Raw genomic sequence first — 17,051 nt, forward strand, 5'->3', positions numbered from 1 at the left:
GGCCGCCCTCTTCCTTGGTCGTGAACCGTGTCGCGCGAACTTCCGTTCCGGTACCACTGGAACGGGAAGCGCGCCGCGCGCCGTTACTTTGCCGGCGGCGTGCTGCTGCCGCTGCCGGAATCACCCGGAGGCGGCGGCGTCTGATCGCTGGCCGGCGGCGTGGTGCCGTCTGCCGGCGGCGGCGTGGTCGTCGGCGGTGCATTCGGATCCGTGGTCGGCGGTGCGCTCGGATCGGCGGGTGGCGGCGTGGTCGCCGGTTCCGACGGTGGCGGCGTGGTTTCCGCCGGCGGTGCGGTGTCGGACGGCGGCATCGTCGTTTCGTCCTGCGTCTTGCTGCATGCCGTCAACGCAAGCGCGCCACCGAGCATCGCCACCAACCACCAGGTGGGACGCGGGCGGTCCTGCGTGTTGCTGTGGAAAAAGGAATTCATTCATGTCCTCCTCTGGCCGCGCCGATCGCGGATCGTGCCGCGGCGGGTGAAAAGATCAGCGGCCGTTGCCGGCCGGCTTGTAGGCGGCGTACTCGGCGGGTGCGAGTTTGCCGTCGGCGTCCTGGTCGAGGGTTCCAAAAGCCTGGGTCAATGCGGGATCGACCGCGGCTTCGTCCTTGGCGATGCTGCCATCGCCATTGGCGTCAAGCTCTTCGAACGGCCGGGGCGCGGGCGTGGCCGCGTCATTGGCCGGCGGTGTGTCGGCCTGCCGCGGAGGCGTCTCCTGGCGTTGCTCCTGGGCGTCGCGGTCCTGCGCCATGCCCGGCGCGGATGCCGCCAATGCGGCGACCAGCAGGGCCAGCGGAAGATGGAACCGGGGAGATGATGATTTCATGCGCTCCTCCTGTTGCTGCGTTCGTACACCCGCCGATGCGTGCATCCGGACACGGGGAACAACGGCTCGCCTGGAGACGGAGGGCGGCGGTGCCGCCCTCCGCGGGCGCGATGACGGTGCGCTGCGCCGTCACCCTGCGGTCATGACGACCGCGTTGCGCGACTTACTTCTGCGGCTCGCTGTAGTTCTTTTCGACGAACGCCTTGTACTCGTCGGCAGTCAGCTTGCCATCGGCATCACCATCGGCCTTGTCGAACACCTGGGACAGGCCGGCATTGGCGGCGGCCTCTTCCTTGGTGATGTTGCCGTCACCGTCCTTGTCGATATCGGCCCAACCCTGCTGGCTGCCCGACTGGGTCGACTGCTGGGCGGACTGCTCCGCACCGCCCGCCGCCTGATCCGTGGTCGGCTGCGCCTGCTGCGTCGGCTCGGCCTGCTGGGTCTGCTGCGGCTGCTGCTGGGCCTGCGTATCCTGCGCGAACGCCATCGGCATGGCGACGGCGGCACCCAGGGCGATCAGGGCAATCAGCGGCTTGCGGGTGTTGTTCTTGGTCATCGTCGTTTGCTCCGTTATGGAATTAGGAAGTGCGTCCTGTAGCGCACGATGCCGACGATGCCGTTGTGCTTCTGAATCAATCCTGCGGCGCGAAATGAATGTGCACGCAGGCTTAACCACCCACGATTTTTTTTCGATTACATCGTTCGTTAGCGATACGTGATGGCTATGTGCAAGGCGTATCGCAGCGTGATGCACACGTCAGATCAGTGTTCAATCCGCGTGTTTTTTTCTTCCCGGCGAACGGACCCTTCACGCCAGGCTCGGCTGAACCATTGCCAACCCATCACCACGCCGGTCAATGCGCCGATGATCTCCAGGACCACGCGGGTGCCCAGCGCGTCCGGATCGTGGATGGCTTTCAGCGCAATGCGCGCGTACAGCGGCGACTCCAGCTTCACCATGCCCAGGTAGAACAGGTTCCAGATATCGATGCCGGCGCCGATGATTACCGCAATCACGCACGACCATCCGATCGCATGCCCGATCGACCAGCCCAGTGCCCGGCAGATCGCCTGCCAGCCGGCGTAGACCAGCAGGCCGATGGCGAAAGCGATCAAGCAGGCTTCCAGCGCGCCGAGGAATCCGAAGTGCAGGGGCAGGTTCATGCGTTCTTGCGTGCTCCCGTCACGCGAGGGATCCGGCAACGCGGATCGTGCAGGTGCCGGCGGCGTTCGACGGCGATGGCATAGGATACGTGATGCGCGCGCCGGACCGTGGCCGGAGGCGTGGCGGGATGTCGGCTCGTGCCACGGCGGAAAACGGCCACGGGAGGAACGGGATGGAACGTCTGTTGGTGGCGGGGAGCACGGGGCTGGTGGGCCAGGCGGTGCTGGCACTCGCGTTGGCCGATACCCACATCGGCAGGGTCATCGCACCGACCCGTCGGCCCTTGGCCCCGCATCCGCGATTGTCGAACCCGATCATCGATTTCGAGCGCCTGGATCCGACGGCCGACCATTGGCGCGCCGACGCCATGATCTGCGCCCTGGGCACCACCCTGCGCGACGCCGGCTCGCGCGATGCCTTTCGCCGGGTCGACTTCGACTATCCGCTCGCGCTCGCCCGCCTGCTGCACCAGCATGGCGCACGCACGCTGGCGGTCACCTCGGCCGCCGGCGCTCGCGCGGATTCGCGGATCTTCTACTCGCGCACGAAGGGAGAACTGGAACAGGCCCTGTCCGCCTGCGGCTTCGATTCGCTCACCTTCATCCGCCCTTCCCTGCTGGGCGGCGAACGCCCGCGCCGGCGCGCCGGCGAACACCTCGCGCTGCGCCTGCTGACCACGCTCGCACCGCTGGTGCCCGCACGCTACCGGGTGGTGCCGGCCACCGCGGTGGCCGCCGCGCTGCTGGAGGCTGCCCATGCGGCGACGCCCGGCACGCGGATCATCGAGTCCGAAGCGATTGCCCGCTGATTCTCGGCCGATATCCGGTTAGCCAACCGTGGCGTGCAGGCGTCGCATGCGCCACCACAGGCCGGCGTTGAGCAGCAGGAAATAGCCGACCAGCGCCGCCGCGAATCCCATCGTCAGTGGACTGGCCTGTTGCGCGGAGGCCGCCGCACCGTCGGCGAACGCGCCCTGCGACCAGCGCCACGCCAGGCGGCCGACCAGCAGCAGGGTCAGGATGCCGCCGAACCAGGGGTTCGGCACGTAGGTCGGCAGCCCTTCGTGCCATTCGACCCGCGTGTGCCGCAGCGCGAATCCGCCCAGCAGCGAGCCACCCGCCAGCCCGGTGGCCACACCCGCCGCCACGCCCGGCAGGAACGCGGCGCCGAACAGCAGCATGCCCAGCAGCAGCACCATCAGGACCAGGCGGAACACGGTGCGCTTGGGCTGCCAGGGCTGGCGGCCGAAGCTGCGGCGGATGCGGCGATACATGATCCAGCCGATTCCCGCGGTGACGAGATAGGGAGTCAGGGCTGGCAGGGCGGCGGCAGGCATGGCGGGCGTCCAGGGATTGGTTGGCGCCCACCTTAGGTCCCGGCAGGGCGCCGGGACCAGTGACGGTTGTCATCAGTTGCGGGGGAAACTCAGCGCAGCAGTCCGTGCGGCACCTGCCGCAGCGGCTGCATGCCGTCGGTGGCGGCAATCGCCTGGCTGGCGCGGTCCAGCAACGCATCGTCCTCGCCATCGATGACCACCAGCAGGCGGCCAGCTTCGATTTCGCGCTCGTAGTCGCGGCGGACCTCGCTGGGCACGGTGGATCCGGCCAGCGCGGCGGACCAGCCACCGACCGTCGCGCCCACCAGCGTGGTGATGATCACCCCAAGCGCATGGAATCCGGCCTGCGGCAGCCACATGCCGATCAGGCCACCGACCAGGCCGATGACGCCACCGCCGACGATTCCGCGCCAGGCGGCGGGGATGAAATCGGTCGGCGAGGCTTCCTTCTCGGCATCGGGGACCTGGGTCATCTCGATGTCGGACTGGGCCAGGACCGCGGCGTGGCCGGGACGGATGCCGAGTCGGAGCGCGGCACCCATGGCCTGTTCCGCGGTGCCCAGGTCCGGAGCGCTGAAAACACGTCGTTTCATGGCGTTCTCCCGTGGGCGGCTGTCTTCCAGCCTGTGAAGACCATAGGCCCGCGCGGGGGATGTGGAAGTGAAGAAATGCCGCGCGGGCCGGAACGACGCGCGGATGCGCATCATCGGCCGGTCACTGCGCCGGGCGTTCGGGGGCGCTCTTGCGGCCGAGCGCGCGCAGGTACAGGTCGTACAGGGCGGTGACCTTGGCCACGTATTCCTGGGTTTCCGCATAGGGCGGCACCCCGCCGTACCGGGCGACGGTGCCGATGCCGGCGTTGTAGGCCGCCGCCACCAGGGTCAGGTCACCCTTGTAGCGCCGCATCAATTGCCTGAGATGGCGCGCGCCGGCATCGATGGACTGGGTGGAGGAGAACGGATCGGTCACCCCGTACTCGGTCGCCACCTCCGGCATCAGTTGCATCACGCCCTTGGCACCCTTGGAGGACACCGCCTTGGCGTCGAAATCGCTTTCCGCATGGGCAATCGCGCGCAGCCAGGCATCGTCCACGCCGGTCTTCTTCGCCGCCGTGCGGAAATCCACGGGATACATGTTCAGGCGCGGCTTGCCGACCTTGCCCAGGCCCGGATGGGCCGGCTCGCCCGGCGGGGTGGCCACGGTGAACTTCAGGTAGACCCGCGACCCGGGCAGGTTGCGGGTGCTGTACACCAGCTGGCCGTCCTGCTCGCGTTCGTACAGGGTGCCGCTGAAGATGCCCATCCGTCCCCACAGGTTCGGGGTTTGCACGGCATTGTCGTCGATTTCCCTGGCCTGGCAGCGCGAGCCCGGCTCCGGCGCGGTGGCCAGGCTGACGGTGCCGTCGCGCACGCAGCGGTAGACCGTCCGCGCCTGGGCGTCGGGCACGCCGGAGCCGGCCAGGAAGGCCAGCAGACAGACCAGCAGGACGGAGGGGCCGCGCATACGGGGCGGATTCTAGGGCCGGCAAGCTGAGCCGCAACCCCCATGGCGAACCGGCGACGGCTGGCCCGGCAGCCCGGCCACGCCGGGATTCCGGCCCCCTCCCGGAAAGTCCTCCGGCCCGCCCCTGCTGCGCCGCAACAGGCAAGCGCGTAGAATTGCCGGCCCTGTCATTCCGCACGCTCTGGAGCACACGCATCATGGGTCTGGACCACGTTTCCACCGGCAAGAACCCGCCGGAAGAAATCAACGTCATCATCGAAATCCCGAAGGATTCGGAACCGGTGAAGTACGAAGTGGACAAGGAAAGCGGGGCGATCTTCGTCGATCGCATCCTCTCCACCCCGATGCGCTATCCCTGCAACTACGGCTACGTGCCCAACACCCAGTGCGGCGACGGTGATCCGGCCGACGTGCTGGTGGTGCTGCCGCTGCCGCTGATCCCCGGCTCGGTCATCCGCTGCCGCCCGGTCGGCGTGCTGCGCATGAGCGACGAGGCCGGCAGCGACGAGAAGCTGCTCGCCGTGCCGGTGGAGAAGGTGTTCTCCGGCTACAAGCACATCACCGACATCGACCAGGTCAGCCCGCACTGGCTGGAGCGCATCGGCCACTTCTTCGAGCATTACAAGGATCTGGAGAAGGGCAAGTGGGTGAAGCTGGACGGCTGGGGCAACGCCGCCGACGCCAAGCAGGTGCTGGTCGACGCGATGCAGCGCTACGCCGAACTGAAGAAGTAAGCCGGCCCCGCATCGCACAGCAGAAAGCCCGCCATCGGCGGGCTTTTTGTTTGCATGGTTGTTCGCATGAGGCGGCGGTTCCGACGCCTGTTCAACCGCTCTTGCGTATCCCCATCTTCAGCGTGGTCAGGCCGATCAGCCGCGACACCACCAGGGCGATGTACATGACCCCCGCGAACTGCTCCAGCATCACCAGCGCGCGCGCCTGCGCCTGCACCGGCACGATGTCGCTCAGGCCCACGCCCGAGAGCAGGCTGAAACTGAGGAACAGCAGTTCCATCCAGGTGCGCGGCTGCTCCGGATTCACCGCCGCGATGAAGCTGCCCGGATACCACTGCTGGCAGACCGAGAAGGCGAACGCGAACGCCCACGCCAGCAGGGTGAAGGTCGCGCCGGCGGCGAACAGTTCGTCGCTGGAGACCTCGTGGTCCTGCAGCATGTAGGCCATCAGGCTGCCGGCCGTATAGAAGTACAGCGCGCTCTCCAGCAGGTGCGCGAGGGTGTACAGCACGTTGTTGTCGGTGATCGCGGCCAGCAGCGACAGCACCACCGACGGCACGCCCAGCGCCAGCGCGAACCACAGCCGCAGCGGGCTGCGGTTGACCACCCATAGCGCCAGCGCGAGCACCAGGATCCCGAAAGCCCCGAACAGCGCGCGGCCGCCGGCGGTGCTTTCCATCACCGGGTACAGCAGCACCCCGCCGAGCTGCACCAGCAGCAACCACGCCGACGGGTGCCGGCGCGCGGTAACCAGCCAGCGGAGCCAGGTCATGCCCATCTCAACCCTTGAAGTGGTAGACCAGCGCGTAATAGATCACGTAGATCCACGACAGCAGGCCGTGGATGATGGCCCACAGCAGCGACTTGTTGGCGCTCCAGGAAATGGTGATCGCCAACGCCGTGCCGAAGCCGATGCCCGCCCGGGCCGCACTCGCCGCGCCGCTCATTTGCGCGGCGCCGCGGGAACGACCGGGGTACCGCTGCCGGCCCGGTAGGGATAACGCGCAAAGATGTCGGCAACCGCCTGGTCCAGGCGCGCGGCGCGTTCGGCCGGCTTGGCGTTGGCGACGCGGCCGACCGCGATGCCCTCCCATACCAGCTGGTTGCGCTTGGCGTCGACCAGATCGAAGTTCAGCGTGCCCTCGGTGTACTGGTAGACGTTGGTGCGGTCATACCAGTAGGGAACGGCGACATACCGGCGGGCGCGGTAGCTGTAGTAATAGTTGTAGTCCACGTCCGGCATGCTGACCACGTCGGTCTTTTCCTGCATGTAGGCGTTGATGTTCAACCACAGGTCCGGCGACTTCTCGTCGTAGGCGTAACCCCGCGATTCCATCTGCGCGCGGGCGGCGGCCTTGAGCCGGGCGCTGGTGATGGTGGCGTAGCCTTCGCTCTCCACCGCCAGCGGCGAGTAGAACGCGAAGCTCCGGTAGCGCGCGAAATCGGCCGACGGGTCGGCCTCGCTGCTGATGCGCGGGCCGGTGGCGCAGGCCGCCAGCAGCAGGACCCCGGCCAGCAGCAGGCCGCGGGTGAGGAATGGGATGGCATTGCGCATGTTCGGCATTCTCCTGTCCGGGACGCCAAGCGTCGCGCGGGCGCGGCGGCGGCACAAGCCCCGCCGGCCCGGAAAGGCGGCGAACGGACGCATCCGCCCGCCGCATGGTTCAGCCCTGGTGATAGACCTTCGCGCCCTGGGCGAGGAACTCGGCCGATTTCTCGGCCATGCCGGCCTCGATCGCCTGCTGTTCATCCACGCCATGCTCGGCCGCGTAGTCGCGCACGTCCTGGGTGATCTTCATCGAGCAGAAGTGCGGGCCGCACATCGAACAGAAGTGGGCCAGCTTGTGCGCGTCCTTGGGCAGGGTCTCGTCGTGGAATTCCTTGGCCTTCTCCGGATCCAGGCCGAGGTGGAACTGATCCTCCCAGCGGAACTCGAAGCGCGCCTTGCTCAGCGCGTTGTCGCGCACCTGCGCGCCCGGATGGCCCTTGGCCAGATCCGCGGCATGCGCGGCGATCTTGTAGGCCATGATGCCGTCGCGCACGTCCTGGCGGTTGGGCAGGCCCAGATGCTCCTTGGGCGTCACGTAGCAGAGCATCGCGGTACCGTACCAGCCGATCATCGCCGCGCCGATGGCGCTGGTGATGTGGTCGTAGCCCGGCGCGATGTCGGTGGTCAGCGGTCCGAGCGTGTAGAACGGCGCCTCGCCGCACTCGCGCAGCTGCTTGTCCATGTTCTCCTTGATCAGCTGCATCGGCACGTGGCCGGGGCCTTCGATCATGGTCTGGACGTCATGCTTCCAGGCGATCTTGGTCAGCTCGCCCAGCGTTTCCAGCTCGCCGAACTGGGCGGCGTCGTTGGCGTCGGCGATGCAACCCGGGCGCAGGCCGTCGCCCAGGCTGAAGGCCACGTCGTAGGCCTTCATGATCTCGCAGATTTCCTCGAAGTGGGTGTAGAGGAAATTCTCCTTGTGGTGCGCCAGGCACCACTTGGCCAGGATCGAACCACCGCGCGAGACGATGCCGGTGACCCGCTTGGCGGTCAGCGGCACGTAGCGCAGCAGCACGCCGGCATGGATGGTGAAGTAGTCCACGCCCTGCTCGGCCTGTTCGATCAGGGTGTCGCGGAAGATCTCCCAGGTCAGTTCCTCGGCGCGGCCGTCGACCTTCTCCAGCGCCTGGTAGATCGGCACGGTGCCGATCGGCACCGGTGAATTGCGGATGATCCACTCGCGGGTCTCGTGGATGTGCTTGCCGGTGGACAGATCCATCACCGTGTCGCCGCCCCAGCGGATCGACCAGACCAGCTTCTCCACTTCCTCGGCGATGCCGGAGGAGACCGCGCTGTTGCCGATGTTGGCGTTGATCTTGGTCAGGAAATTGCGGCCGATGATCATCGGCTCGCTCTCCGGGTGGTTGATGTTGTTCGGCAGGATCGCGCGGCCGCGGGCGATCTCGTCGCGCACGAATTCCGGCGTGATGATCTTCTGGATGCTCGCGCCGAAGCTCTCGCCCGGATGCTGTGCCAGCAGCAGCGCTTCGCGCACCGCCTCCAGCCTCTGGTTCTCGCGGATGGCGACGTACTCCATCTCCGGCGTCACGATGCCCTTGCGCGCATAGTGCATCTGGCTGACGTTGGCGCCTGCCTTGGCGCGGCGCGGCAGCATGCGTCCGGGGAAACGGACCGCATCCAGTTTCGGATTGGTCTCGCGCGAACGGCCGAATTCCGAGCTCAGCGCGGACAGCGCCTCGGTATCACCGCGCTCCTCGATCCAGCGCGCGCGCAATGCCGGCAGGCCCGCCGCCAGATCGATGCGCGCATCCGGATCGGTGTACGGGCCGGAAGTGTCGTAGACCGTGACCGGCGCGTTCTCCTCGCCACCGAACAGGGTCGGCGTGCGGGTCAGCGCGATTTCGCGCATCGGCACGCGCAGATCCGGGCGCGAACCGGTCACGAAGACCTTGCGCGAACCGGGAATCGGACGGGTGACGGATTCGGAGAGCTGCTGGGTATCCTGCAGCAAGCGGGAGGGCACGGCGTTCATCGGCATCGTCCTGGTTGGAAAGCGGGACGAAGCGGCGGCGCATGGAACGCGGGCTGATCGCTGGCGATCGGTCGCGTCCTGCGAAGCTTCCCTACGCCGGTCTTAACCGGATCAGGTTCGAAGGGTCTGTCTCAACCGCCGCCCACCGGGCCGGCGATACCCCCGCTTCGGGCGCTATTACACCATATCGGCGGCGCGGGAGCGCTTCAGGCGGAGCTTGCTATGATGCGTGCCCGCCGGGGTACCGCCCGTCCGCATTTTTCCGCCCGACGATTCGCGCCCTGCCCGGCCCCTCCCGTTCAGACAAGGAGGCCTGCGTGGTTTTCCGTATCTCCATCCTGCTGGTGGCCCTCCTGGTCGCCGCCGCCGGTCTTGCGCCCGGTCCTTTCAACGCCTGGATCCAGCAGCAGCTGGCCGGGATCATTTCCAGCGCCGGTTGGCTGTACCTGCTGATCGTGTTCGCCGCGCTGGTCTTCCTGCTGTATCTGGCGGTGGGGCGCTTCGCCAACCTGCGCATCGGTGGCGAGGATGCCGAGCCGGAATTCTCCAATGCCAGCTGGCTGGCGATGCTGTTCGCCACCGGCATGGGTATCGGCCTGGTGTTCTGGGGCGCCGCCGAGCCGGTGTCGCACTACTTCAAGCCGCCGGAAGGGCTGGTGCCGGGCAGCCTGGATGCCGCGCGCGCATCGATGCGCTACGTGTTCTTCCACTGGGGCCTGCATCCCTGGGCGATCTACGCGCTGATCGGACTGGCGATGGCCTGGTTCCAGTTCAATCGTGGCGGGCGCGGCCTGATCAGCGATCTGCTGCAACCGGTCATCGGGCATCATCATCGCGGCTGGATCGGCCACGCGGTGAACATCGCCGCGGTGGTGGCCACCGCGGTCGGCGTGGCCACCACGCTGGGATTCGGCACCATCCAGATCGCCGCCGGCGTGGCGCGGGTCACCGGCATTCCCGATTCCATCGGCACCGAGCTGGCGATCATCGGCGTGGCGTTCGTGCTGTACATGGCTTCCACCATCAGCGGCGTGGATCGCGGCATCAAATGGTTGTCGAACTTCAATCTCGGATTGGCCGCGCTGTTGCTGGCGATGGTGCTGGTGCTGGGTCCCACCGGTTTCATCTTCGACACCTTCACCACCACGCTGGGCACCTATCTCAACCAGTTGGTCAACATGAGCCTGCGGATGTCGCCGTTCTCCGGCAGCACGTGGGTAGCCGACTGGACGATCTTCTATTGGGCCTGGTGGATCGCGTGGGCACCGTTCGTCGGATCGTTCATCGCCCGCATCTCGTGCGGCCGGACCATCCGCGAGTTCGTGTTCGGCGTGGTAGTCATCCCCAGCCTGCTGGGCTTCGTGTGGTTCTCGGTGTTCGGCGGAACGGCGTTGTGGATGCAGATTCTCGGCGGCGTGGACATGGGCGCGCCGCTGGCGCGCGGCTATGAGACCGTGCTGTTCACCCTGTTCGATCATCTGCCGCTGTCGACGCTGCTGGCCGGCATCGCGGTGCTGCTGTTGATGATCTTCTTCGTGACCTCGGCCGATTCGGCGGTATTGGTACTGGCGAGCATGTCCACCGACACAGCCGGCGATCCGCCGCTGCGCCGACGCCTGGTCTGGGGCGTGGGCGTGGCGCTGGTCGCGGCGACCCTGCTGCTGGCAGGCGGCCTGGATGCCCTGCAAGGCGTCATCACCATCACCGCGCTGCCATTCGCGCTGCTGCTGTTGCTGGTGATGCTGGGCCTGTACCGCGCGCTGAACCAGGAATATCGGCTCGGGCGCCGGCGCGAGCAGCGCGCGCGCCGGCTGATCATGGACTGGATCGCGCGCGAGGACGCCGCGCAGTCGGAGGAACGCTGACGGCCTCGCCGTCAGTCGATCCGGCCGGCCATTTCCGCCAGCATCGCCTCGTCGGCGGGCACCAGCCGCACCGCGTCGCCGAACTCCGGCCAGCCGGCGCGCAGTCCCGCCATCACCGCGGGATCCTGCTGGTCGGCAACCAGCAGTTCACCGCCGATCGCGGCGCAATCCCGATCGGCTGCCGGCCGGCACAGCAGCGGCCCGGGCGGAATGACCGGCGAGCGCCAGAGTTCATGCAGGTCCGGCTGCGGTTCCGCGTCGTAGACATCGGCCGCCAGTGCGGCCACGTCGGCGCGGCCGTCCTTCAGCCAGGCCAGCGACGCGGCATGCGAACCGGCGTAGTCGACCCGCGCGAATGCGGCTTCAGGATTCGCGATGCCCATTTCCGCCAGTCCGCCACGCGGCACGAATCCGCCCGACGCCGAATCGCGGCCGACCAGCGCCAGCCTCAGCGTGGCCGCCCCGGCGGCGAGCGCGATGCCTGACAACGGCCGTTTCGCGACGATCACCGCGCGGTAGCGCTGCGCCTGCGCGGCGGGCACGTCCGGCACCGGCAACGTGGCCACGCTGCCCGGCGGCAATCGCAGCGCCTGCAGGTAACCGTGCAGGTTGGGCACCGCGACATCGACTTCTCCCGCCGCCATGCCCGCGATCAACGCGCTGGGCGACGGCAGCACGCGCACTTCGACGGGGCGCTGCAGCCGGCGGCCGAGATAGTCGGCCAGCGGCCGGATCGCCGCCGCCCGATCCCGCTGCGGATAGGCGTAGGTGGCCACCACCAGTGGCTCGGGATCCGCTGCCAGGGCGGGCGCAACCAGTGACACGAGCGCGATACCGCCCGCGAGAAACGCGCCCAAACGCAACCGGCGCAGCCTCATGCGTTGTCCAGCAATGCCTTGTCGCGCACCGCGCCCTTGTCGGCGCTGGTGGCGAGGAGCGCGTATGCCTTGAGCGCGGTGGTCACCCGGCGCGCGCGCGGCTGCGCGGGTTTCCATCCGCGCGCATCCTGTTCGGCGCGGCGCGCGGCCAGTTCCGCCTCGTCCACCAGCAGGTTGATGCCGCGGGCGGGAATGTCGATGCGGATGCGATCGCCGTCGCGGACCAGGCCGATCGCGCCGCCCGCCGCCGCTTCCGGCGAGGCATGGCCAATCGACAATCCGGAGGTGCCGCCCGAGAAGCGCCCATCGGTCAGCAGCGCGCACTGCTTGCCCAGGCCCTTGGATTTCAGATAGCTGGTCGGATACAGCATTTCCTGCATGCCCGGCCCGCCCTTCGGTCCCTCGTAGCGGATTACGACCACGTCGCCGGCCTTCACCTCGTCGCCCAGGATGCCCTTCACCGCCGCGTCCTGGCTTTCGTAGACGCGTGCGTTGCCTTCGAACACGTGGATGGATTCGTCGACACCGGCGGTTTTCACCACGCAGCCATCGCGGGCGATGTTGCCGTACAGCACCGCCAGGCCGCCTTCCCGCGAGAAGGCGTGCTCGACATCGCGGATGCAACCCTCGGCGCGATCGGTATCCAGCGACGGCCAGCGGGTGTCCTGGCTGAAGGCGACCTGGGTCGGAATGCCCGCCGGCCCGGCCTTGTAGAAGGTGTGGACCTTCTCGTCCTCCACCACGCCCACGTCCCATTGCGCGATCGCGTCGCCCAGCGTCTTCGCGTGCACGGTCGCCACCTGCGTGTGCAGCAGCCCGCCGCGCGCCAGTTCCCCCAGGATCGCCATGATGCCGCCGGCGCGGTGCACATCCTCGATGTGGTACTTCTGGGTGTTGGGCGCGACCTTGCACAACTGCGGCACGCGTCGCGACAGCCGGTCGATGTCGCGCATGTCGAACGCCACCTCGCCCTCCTGCGCGGCCGCCAGCAGGTGCAGGATGGTGTTGGTCGAACCGCCCATCGCGATGTCCAGGGTCATCGCGTTCTCGAAGGCCTCGAAGGTGGCGATGCCGCGCGGCAATGCGGTCGGATCCTCCGCGCCGTACCAGCGATGGCACAGCTCGACGGCCAGGCGGCCGGCGCGCAGGAACAACTGCTCGCGGTCGGCATGGGTGGCGACCACCGTGCCGTTGCCCGGCAACGACAGGCCCAATGCCTCGGTCAGGCAGTTCATCGAGTTGGCGGTGAACATGCCCGAGCAGGAACCGCAGGTCGGGCACGCGCTGCGCTCGACCGCCGCCACCGCTTCATCGCTGGCGTTCGGATCCGCCGCCATCACCATCGCGTCGATCAGATCCAGCTTGTGATCGGCCAGCCGCGTCTTGCCCGCCTCCATCGGACCACCGGAAACGAACACGGTCGGGATGTTCAGCCGCAGCGCGGCCATCAGCATGCCCGGAGTGATCTTGTCGCAGTTGGAAATGCACACCAGCGCGTCGGCGCAGTGCGCGTTGACCATGTACTCCACCGAGTCGGCGATGACTTCGCGGCTGGGCAGCGAATACAGCATGCCGTCATGGCCCATCGCGATGCCGTCGTCGACCGCGATGGTGTCGAATTCCTTGGCGACACCGCCGACGCGTTCGATCTCGCGGGCGACCAGTTGGCCGAGATCCTTCAGGTGGACGTGTCCCGGCACGAACTGGGTGAAGGAGTTGGCGATGGCGATGATCGGCTTCTGGAAGTCGCCGTCCTTCATGCCGGTGGCGCGCCAGAGCGCACGGGCACCGGCCATGTTGCGCCCATGGGTGGAGGTCTTGGATCGGTATTCAGGCATGGTCTGCGGGGGAGTCGTATTGCGCGGAAGGCGGCGATTCTGCGGGCTTTTCATGGTTGCAGTTGCAACCATCGCCACGCAAACCGGCCTCTCATCGGGACATTACCGAAAATTTCCCCGGCGCGCTTGACAAGGCTCGAACGGGCATGTTTCCCTTGGCCTCATGTTGCATCGCCACACGCCCCTGACCCACGACCTGCGGACCGCGCCCAGCGCGGCCTCCATTCTCGTCGTCGTCCTTATTACCTCGCCAACAGGTGCGGGACGAACGGGCGTGTAAGCAGAAAACAACGCCAGATTCGCAAAACCCCGCACTGAGAAGTGCGGGGTTTTTTATTGCCGCCGATTTTTTCCGACCCACCCGCCCTTCCCAACTCAGGAATTCCGCAAATGACCACCGCCGCCTCCTCCGCCCCGCAACCCAAGATCGCCGTCGTCGGCTACGGCAGCCAGGGCCGCGCGCACGCGCTGAACCTGCGCGAATCCGGTTTCGACGTCACCGTGGGCCTGCGCCCGGGCGGTCCCACCGAGGCCAAGGCCCAGGCCGACGGTTTCCTGGTCAAGTCGCCGGCCGAAGCCGTGAAGGATGCCGACCTGGTCGCCGTGCTGACCCCGGACATGGTCCAGAAACAGCTCTACAACGACGTGCTGGCGCCGAACATGAAGCAAGGCGCCTGCCTGCTGTTCGCCCACGGCCTCAACGTCCACTACGGCCTGATCAGCCCGCGCGAGGATCTGGACGTGGTGCTGGTCGCGCCCAAGGGCCCGGGCGCGCTGGTCCGCCGCGAGTACGAAATCGGCCGCGGCGTGCCCTGCATCTATGCGGTCTACCAGGACAAGAGCGGCCAGGCCGAGGCGCTGGCGCTGGCCTATGCCGCCGGCCTGGGCGGCGCCCGCGCCAACATCATCAAGACCAGCTTCAAGGAAGAGACCGAAACCGATCTGTTCGGCGAGCAGGCGGTCCTGTGCGGCGGTGCTTCCTCGCTTGTGCAGGCCGGCTTCGAGACCCTGGTGGAAGCCGGTTACCAGCCGGAAATCGCCTATTACGAAGTCCTGCACGAGCTGAAGCTGATCGTCGACCTGTTCTACGAGGGCGGCATCACCCGCATGCTGGAATTCGTGTCCGAGACCGCCCAGTACGGCGACTACGTCAGCGGCCCGCGCGTGATCGACGCCGGCACCAAGGCACGCATGAAGGAAGTCCTGAAGGACATCCAGGACGGCACCTTCACCAAGAACTGGATCGCCGAGTACGAAGCCGGCCTGCCGAACTACAAGAAGTACAAGCAGGCCGACCTGGAACATCCGATCGAAGTCGTCGGCAAGCAACTGCGCGCCAAGATGGTGTGGCTGCAGGCCAACGCCTCCCAACCCGATACAGAACAGGCCGCCGCCGCATGAACGCCGATGCTGCCGCTGCTTCCCGCAATGGCGCCCGCTGGTTGACCCAGGCCCTGGAAGCCGAAGGCGTGGATACGCTGTTCGGCTATCCGGGCGGCACCATCATGCCGTTCTACGACGCGCTGGTGGATTCGTCGCTGAAGCACATCCTGGTGCGCCATGAGCAGGGTGCGGCGCTGGCCGCCAACGGCTACGCCCGCGCCAGCGGCAAGGTCGGCGTATGCGTGGCCACGTCAGGCCCCGGTGCGTCCAACCTGGTCACCGGCATCGCCGACGCGATGCTGGATTCGGTGCCGATGGTCTGCCTGACCGGACAGGTCGCCACGCCGCTGATGGGTACGGACGCGTTCCAGGAACTGGACGTGTTCGGCCTGACCATGCCGATCGTCAAGCACAGCTTCCTGGCGCGGCGCGTCGAGGATCTGCCGGAGATGGTGCGCGAAGCGTTCCGCATCGCGCGCGAAGGCCGTCCGGGACCGGTGCTGATCGATCTGCCCAAGGACGTGCAGATGGCCGATGCCTCGCATCTGCCGGACCACGTGCCGGCCGCGATCGATCCGGTGCCGGCACCGGAGGACGCGCGGCTGGCCGAGGCGCTGGCGGCGATCGCCGGCGCCGAGAAGCCGGTGATCTACGGCGGCGGCGGCATCGCCCTGGCGGACGCCGTGGATGCGTTCCGCCAGTTCGTCGAGGCCACCCGCATCCCGACCGTGCTGACCCTGCGCGCATTGGGCGCGCTGCCCGGCAACCACCCGCAGTTCCTGGGCATGTTGGGCATGCACGGGACCCGCGCCGCCAACATGGCGGTGCAGGAAGCGGATCTGCTGGTGGTCGTCGGCGCGCGCTTCGACGATCGCGCCACCGGCAAGCTGGCCGAGTTCGCGCCGTTCGCGCGGGTCGTGCACCTGGATGCCGACGCCTACGAGATCTCCAAGCTGCGCGGCGCCGACATCGCGATTCCGGGCGACGTCGCCGCCGGCCTGCGGACCCTGAGCGCGGCGCGCAGCACCTGCGAGGAATGGCGCAAGCGCTGCGCCGGCAACCGCGAACGGCACGGCTTCCGCTACGACGCGCCAGGCAGCGACATCTATGCGCCGGGCCTGCTGAAGCGGCTGACCGAAGTGGCGCCCGCCGACACGATCGTCGCCTGCGATGTTGGCCAGCACCAGATGTGGGTGGCCCAGCACTGCAAGTTCGGGCATCCCCGCAACCACCTGACCAGCGGGGCGCTGGGCACGATGGGTTTCGGCCTGCCGGCGGCGATGGGCGCGCAGTTCGCCTGCCCGGATCGCACGGTGGTGCTGGTCAGCGGCGACGGCAGCTTCATGATGAACGTGCAGGAGCTGGCCACCATCGCCCGCTGCAGACTGCCGGTGAAGATCGTGCTGCTGGACAACAGCGCGCTGGGCATGGTCCGGCAATGGCAGGAACTTTTCTTCGCCGAGCGCTACAGCGAAATCGATCTGTCCGACAACCCGGACTTCGCCGCGCTGGCGCAGGTGTTCGGCATTCCCGCCCGCCGCATCGAATTGCGCAACCAGGTCGATGACGCGCTGGCCGAACTGCTGGCCCAGCCCGGTCCCGCGCTGCTGCACGTCGCCATCGACATCAAGGCCAACGTATGGCCGCTGGTGCCGCCCAACCATGCCAACAGCTCGATGCTGGACGGCAATCCCGCCAAGCAGAGCCCGGAGCCCTCCTCCCATGCGATACCGGCTTGACCTGGTGCTGAAACCCGCCGAGGGCGCGCTGACGCGCGTGATCGGCATGGCCGAGCGGCGCGGCTTCGCGCCGCGCGCCATCAGCGGCGAACCCGCGCCCTCCGACGGGCGCTGGCGCGTGCAGCTGGTGGTCGACGGCCAGCGCCCGCCCGAAACCCTGCGCCTGCAGATGCAGAAGATCTACGACTGCGAATCGGTCGAGATCACCGCCGTCGATTCCGGGGAGGCCGCGTGATGAACACG

Annotated in this window: 19 protein-coding genes and 1 riboswitch; of the genes, 6 read left to right on the forward strand and 13 right to left on the reverse strand. The window is 67.7% G+C overall.

Annotated elements, in window-relative coordinates; all coding sequences use genetic code 11:
- Nucleotides 1-83 precede the first annotated feature (83 nt).
- The 4 genes from IQ458_RS13450 to IQ458_RS13465 form a co-directional block, all read right to left on the reverse strand.
- Nucleotides 84-431, reverse strand: a complete 348-nt coding sequence (locus IQ458_RS13450) for a hypothetical protein (RefSeq protein WP_183639297.1) — start codon at nucleotides 429-431, stop codon at nucleotides 84-86.
- A gap of 55 nt (nucleotides 432-486) precedes the next feature.
- The gene (locus IQ458_RS13455) at nucleotides 487-825 is read right to left on the reverse strand and encodes an EF-hand domain-containing protein (RefSeq protein ID WP_183639298.1); all 339 of its coding nucleotides are present in this window, start codon (nucleotides 823-825) and stop codon (nucleotides 487-489) included.
- Nucleotides 826-988: 163 nt separating this feature from the next.
- Entirely contained in the window at nucleotides 989-1,381 is a 393-nt protein-coding gene (locus tag IQ458_RS13460; RefSeq protein WP_141455490.1) for an EF-hand domain-containing protein, read from the reverse strand.
- Between the two features lie 206 nt (nucleotides 1,382-1,587).
- Entirely contained in the window at nucleotides 1,588-1,989 is a 402-nt protein-coding gene (locus tag IQ458_RS13465) for a hypothetical protein (RefSeq protein WP_183639302.1), read from the reverse strand.
- 173 nt (nucleotides 1,990-2,162) lie between these two features.
- On the opposite strand from IQ458_RS13465, the gene IQ458_RS13470 reads away from it, so the two are divergent.
- Nucleotides 2,163-2,798 carry a Rossmann-fold NAD(P)-binding domain-containing protein gene (locus tag IQ458_RS13470; protein ID WP_183639304.1) on the forward strand — a complete coding sequence of 212 codons (636 nt, stop codon included), beginning with the start codon at nucleotides 2,163-2,165 and terminating at the stop codon, nucleotides 2,796-2,798.
- An 18-nt stretch (nucleotides 2,799-2,816) separates the two neighbouring features.
- On the opposite strand, the gene IQ458_RS13475 is transcribed toward IQ458_RS13470, so the two are convergent.
- The 3 genes from IQ458_RS13475 to IQ458_RS13485 form a co-directional block, all read right to left on the reverse strand.
- Nucleotides 2,817-3,326: a CcdC protein domain-containing protein gene (locus IQ458_RS13475; RefSeq protein WP_203323149.1), complete on the reverse strand. Its 510-nt coding sequence runs from the start codon at nucleotides 3,324-3,326 to the stop codon at nucleotides 2,817-2,819.
- Between the two features lie 89 nt (nucleotides 3,327-3,415).
- A complete protein-coding gene (locus IQ458_RS13480; RefSeq protein ID WP_183639308.1) occupies nucleotides 3,416-3,919 on the reverse strand; it encodes a hypothetical protein in 504 nt (167 codons plus the stop codon).
- 121 nt (nucleotides 3,920-4,040) lie between these two features.
- Nucleotides 4,041-4,829 carry a lytic transglycosylase domain-containing protein gene (locus tag IQ458_RS13485; RefSeq protein WP_183639310.1) on the reverse strand — a complete coding sequence of 263 codons (789 nt, stop codon included), beginning with the start codon at nucleotides 4,827-4,829 and terminating at the stop codon, nucleotides 4,041-4,043.
- A gap of 197 nt (nucleotides 4,830-5,026) precedes the next feature.
- Here IQ458_RS13485 and ppa point away from each other — a divergent pair, with 197 nt between their 5' ends.
- Nucleotides 5,027-5,563: an inorganic diphosphatase gene (gene ppa / locus IQ458_RS13490; protein ID WP_183639312.1), complete on the forward strand. Its 537-nt coding sequence runs from the start codon at nucleotides 5,027-5,029 to the stop codon at nucleotides 5,561-5,563.
- 91 nt (nucleotides 5,564-5,654) lie between these two features.
- Here ppa and IQ458_RS13495 read toward each other — a convergent pair whose 3' ends face one another.
- The 4 genes from IQ458_RS13495 to thiC all read right to left on the reverse strand — a co-directional run bounded on the left by IQ458_RS13495 (nucleotide 5,655) and on the right by thiC (nucleotide 9,105).
- A complete protein-coding gene (locus IQ458_RS13495; protein ID WP_192198019.1) occupies nucleotides 5,655-6,335 on the reverse strand; it encodes an ion channel in 681 nt (226 codons plus the stop codon).
- 7 nt (nucleotides 6,336-6,342) lie between these two features.
- Nucleotides 6,343-6,510 carry a hypothetical protein gene (locus IQ458_RS13500; RefSeq protein ID WP_181444250.1) on the reverse strand — a complete coding sequence of 56 codons (168 nt, stop codon included), beginning with the start codon at nucleotides 6,508-6,510 and terminating at the stop codon, nucleotides 6,343-6,345.
- Complete coding sequence (locus IQ458_RS13505) at nucleotides 6,507-7,118, reverse strand: DUF4136 domain-containing protein (RefSeq protein ID WP_183639316.1); 612 nt, start codon at nucleotides 7,116-7,118, stop codon at nucleotides 6,507-6,509. Before IQ458_RS13505 ends, IQ458_RS13500 begins: the two co-directional genes overlap by 4 nt.
- Before the next feature lie 109 nt (nucleotides 7,119-7,227).
- Entirely contained in the window at nucleotides 7,228-9,105 is a 1,878-nt protein-coding gene (gene thiC, locus IQ458_RS13510; RefSeq protein WP_203323150.1) for a phosphomethylpyrimidine synthase ThiC, read from the reverse strand.
- Nucleotides 9,106-9,175: 70 nt separating this feature from the next.
- Nucleotides 9,176-9,279: riboswitch (TPP riboswitch) on the reverse strand.
- A 143-nt stretch (nucleotides 9,280-9,422) separates the two neighbouring features.
- On the opposite strand from thiC, the gene IQ458_RS13515 reads away from it, so the two are divergent.
- Nucleotides 9,423-10,970 (forward strand): BCCT family transporter, encoded by a 1,548-nt coding sequence (locus IQ458_RS13515; RefSeq protein WP_203323151.1) that lies wholly within the window; start codon nucleotides 9,423-9,425, stop codon nucleotides 10,968-10,970.
- An 11-nt stretch (nucleotides 10,971-10,981) separates the two neighbouring features.
- Here the strand turns inward: IQ458_RS13515 and IQ458_RS13520 are convergent, their stop codons facing one another.
- Both IQ458_RS13520 and ilvD read right to left on the reverse strand, forming a co-directional pair.
- Entirely contained in the window at nucleotides 10,982-11,794 is an 813-nt protein-coding gene (locus IQ458_RS13520) for a PhnD/SsuA/transferrin family substrate-binding protein (RefSeq protein WP_203323152.1), read from the reverse strand.
- Between the two features lie 50 nt (nucleotides 11,795-11,844).
- On the reverse strand, nucleotides 11,845-13,686 hold the full coding sequence (ilvD, locus tag IQ458_RS13525; protein ID WP_192198023.1) for a dihydroxy-acid dehydratase: 1,842 nt from the start codon (nucleotides 13,684-13,686) through the stop codon (nucleotides 11,845-11,847).
- 390 nt (nucleotides 13,687-14,076) lie between these two features.
- On the opposite strand from ilvD, the gene ilvC reads away from it, so the two are divergent.
- Genes ilvC through IQ458_RS13540 form a run of 3 tightly spaced genes read left to right on the forward strand, consistent with a single transcriptional unit; the run spans nucleotide 14,077 to nucleotide 17,043 of the window.
- A complete protein-coding gene (ilvC, locus tag IQ458_RS13530; protein ID WP_203323153.1) occupies nucleotides 14,077-15,087 on the forward strand; it encodes a ketol-acid reductoisomerase in 1,011 nt (336 codons plus the stop codon).
- Nucleotides 15,084-16,808 carry an acetolactate synthase 2 catalytic subunit gene (gene ilvG, locus IQ458_RS13535; RefSeq protein ID WP_203323154.1) on the forward strand — a complete coding sequence of 575 codons (1,725 nt, stop codon included), beginning with the start codon at nucleotides 15,084-15,086 and terminating at the stop codon, nucleotides 16,806-16,808. The genes ilvC and ilvG overlap by 4 nt, the downstream gene beginning before the upstream one ends.
- Entirely contained in the window at nucleotides 16,792-17,043 is a 252-nt protein-coding gene (locus tag IQ458_RS13540; protein WP_141455474.1) for an ACT domain-containing protein, read from the forward strand. The genes ilvG and IQ458_RS13540 overlap by 17 nt, the downstream gene beginning before the upstream one ends.
- The last annotated feature ends 8 nt before the right edge of the window (nucleotides 17,044-17,051 follow it).

This window comes from Pseudoxanthomonas beigongshangi (assembly GCF_016820515.1).
GTDB classification, from domain to species: Bacteria; Pseudomonadota; Gammaproteobacteria; order Xanthomonadales; family Xanthomonadaceae; genus Pseudoxanthomonas_A; species Pseudoxanthomonas_A beigongshangi.

Coding starts and splice junctions, on each gene's coding strand:
- IQ458_RS13500 (WP_181444250.1), bottom strand. CDS start 6,510: ATGAGCGGCGCGGCGAGTGCGGCCCGGGCGGGCATCGGCTTCGGCACG.
- IQ458_RS13480 (WP_183639308.1), bottom strand. CDS start 3,919: ATGAAACGACGTGTTTTCAGCGCTCCGGACCTGGGCACCGCGGAACAG.
- IQ458_RS13475 (WP_203323149.1), bottom strand. CDS start 3,326: ATGCCTGCCGCCGCCCTGCCAGCCCTGACTCCCTATCTCGTCACCGCG.
- IQ458_RS13505 (WP_183639316.1), bottom strand. CDS start 7,118: ATGCGCAATGCCATCCCATTCCTCACCCGCGGCCTGCTGCTGGCCGGG.
- IQ458_RS13465 (WP_183639302.1), bottom strand. CDS start 1,989: ATGAACCTGCCCCTGCACTTCGGATTCCTCGGCGCGCTGGAAGCCTGC.
- IQ458_RS13450 (WP_183639297.1), bottom strand. CDS start 431: ATGAATTCCTTTTTCCACAGCAACACGCAGGACCGCCCGCGTCCCACC.
- IQ458_RS13455 (WP_183639298.1), bottom strand. CDS start 825: ATGAAATCATCATCTCCCCGGTTCCATCTTCCGCTGGCCCTGCTGGTC.
- ppa (WP_183639312.1), top strand. CDS start 5,027: ATGGGTCTGGACCACGTTTCCACCGGCAAGAACCCGCCGGAAGAAATC.
- thiC (WP_203323150.1), bottom strand. CDS start 9,105: ATGAACGCCGTGCCCTCCCGCTTGCTGCAGGATACCCAGCAGCTCTCC.
- ilvD (WP_192198023.1), bottom strand. CDS start 13,686: ATGCCTGAATACCGATCCAAGACCTCCACCCATGGGCGCAACATGGCC.
- IQ458_RS13470 (WP_183639304.1), top strand. CDS start 2,163: ATGGAACGTCTGTTGGTGGCGGGGAGCACGGGGCTGGTGGGCCAGGCG.
- IQ458_RS13460 (WP_141455490.1), bottom strand. CDS start 1,381: ATGACCAAGAACAACACCCGCAAGCCGCTGATTGCCCTGATCGCCCTG.
- ilvG (WP_203323154.1), top strand. CDS start 15,084: ATGAACGCCGATGCTGCCGCTGCTTCCCGCAATGGCGCCCGCTGGTTG.
- ilvC (WP_203323153.1), top strand. CDS start 14,077: ATGACCACCGCCGCCTCCTCCGCCCCGCAACCCAAGATCGCCGTCGTC.
- IQ458_RS13540 (WP_141455474.1), top strand. CDS start 16,792: ATGCGATACCGGCTTGACCTGGTGCTGAAACCCGCCGAGGGCGCGCTG.
- IQ458_RS13495 (WP_192198019.1), bottom strand. CDS start 6,335: ATGACCTGGCTCCGCTGGCTGGTTACCGCGCGCCGGCACCCGTCGGCG.
- IQ458_RS13485 (WP_183639310.1), bottom strand. CDS start 4,829: ATGCGCGGCCCCTCCGTCCTGCTGGTCTGTCTGCTGGCCTTCCTGGCC.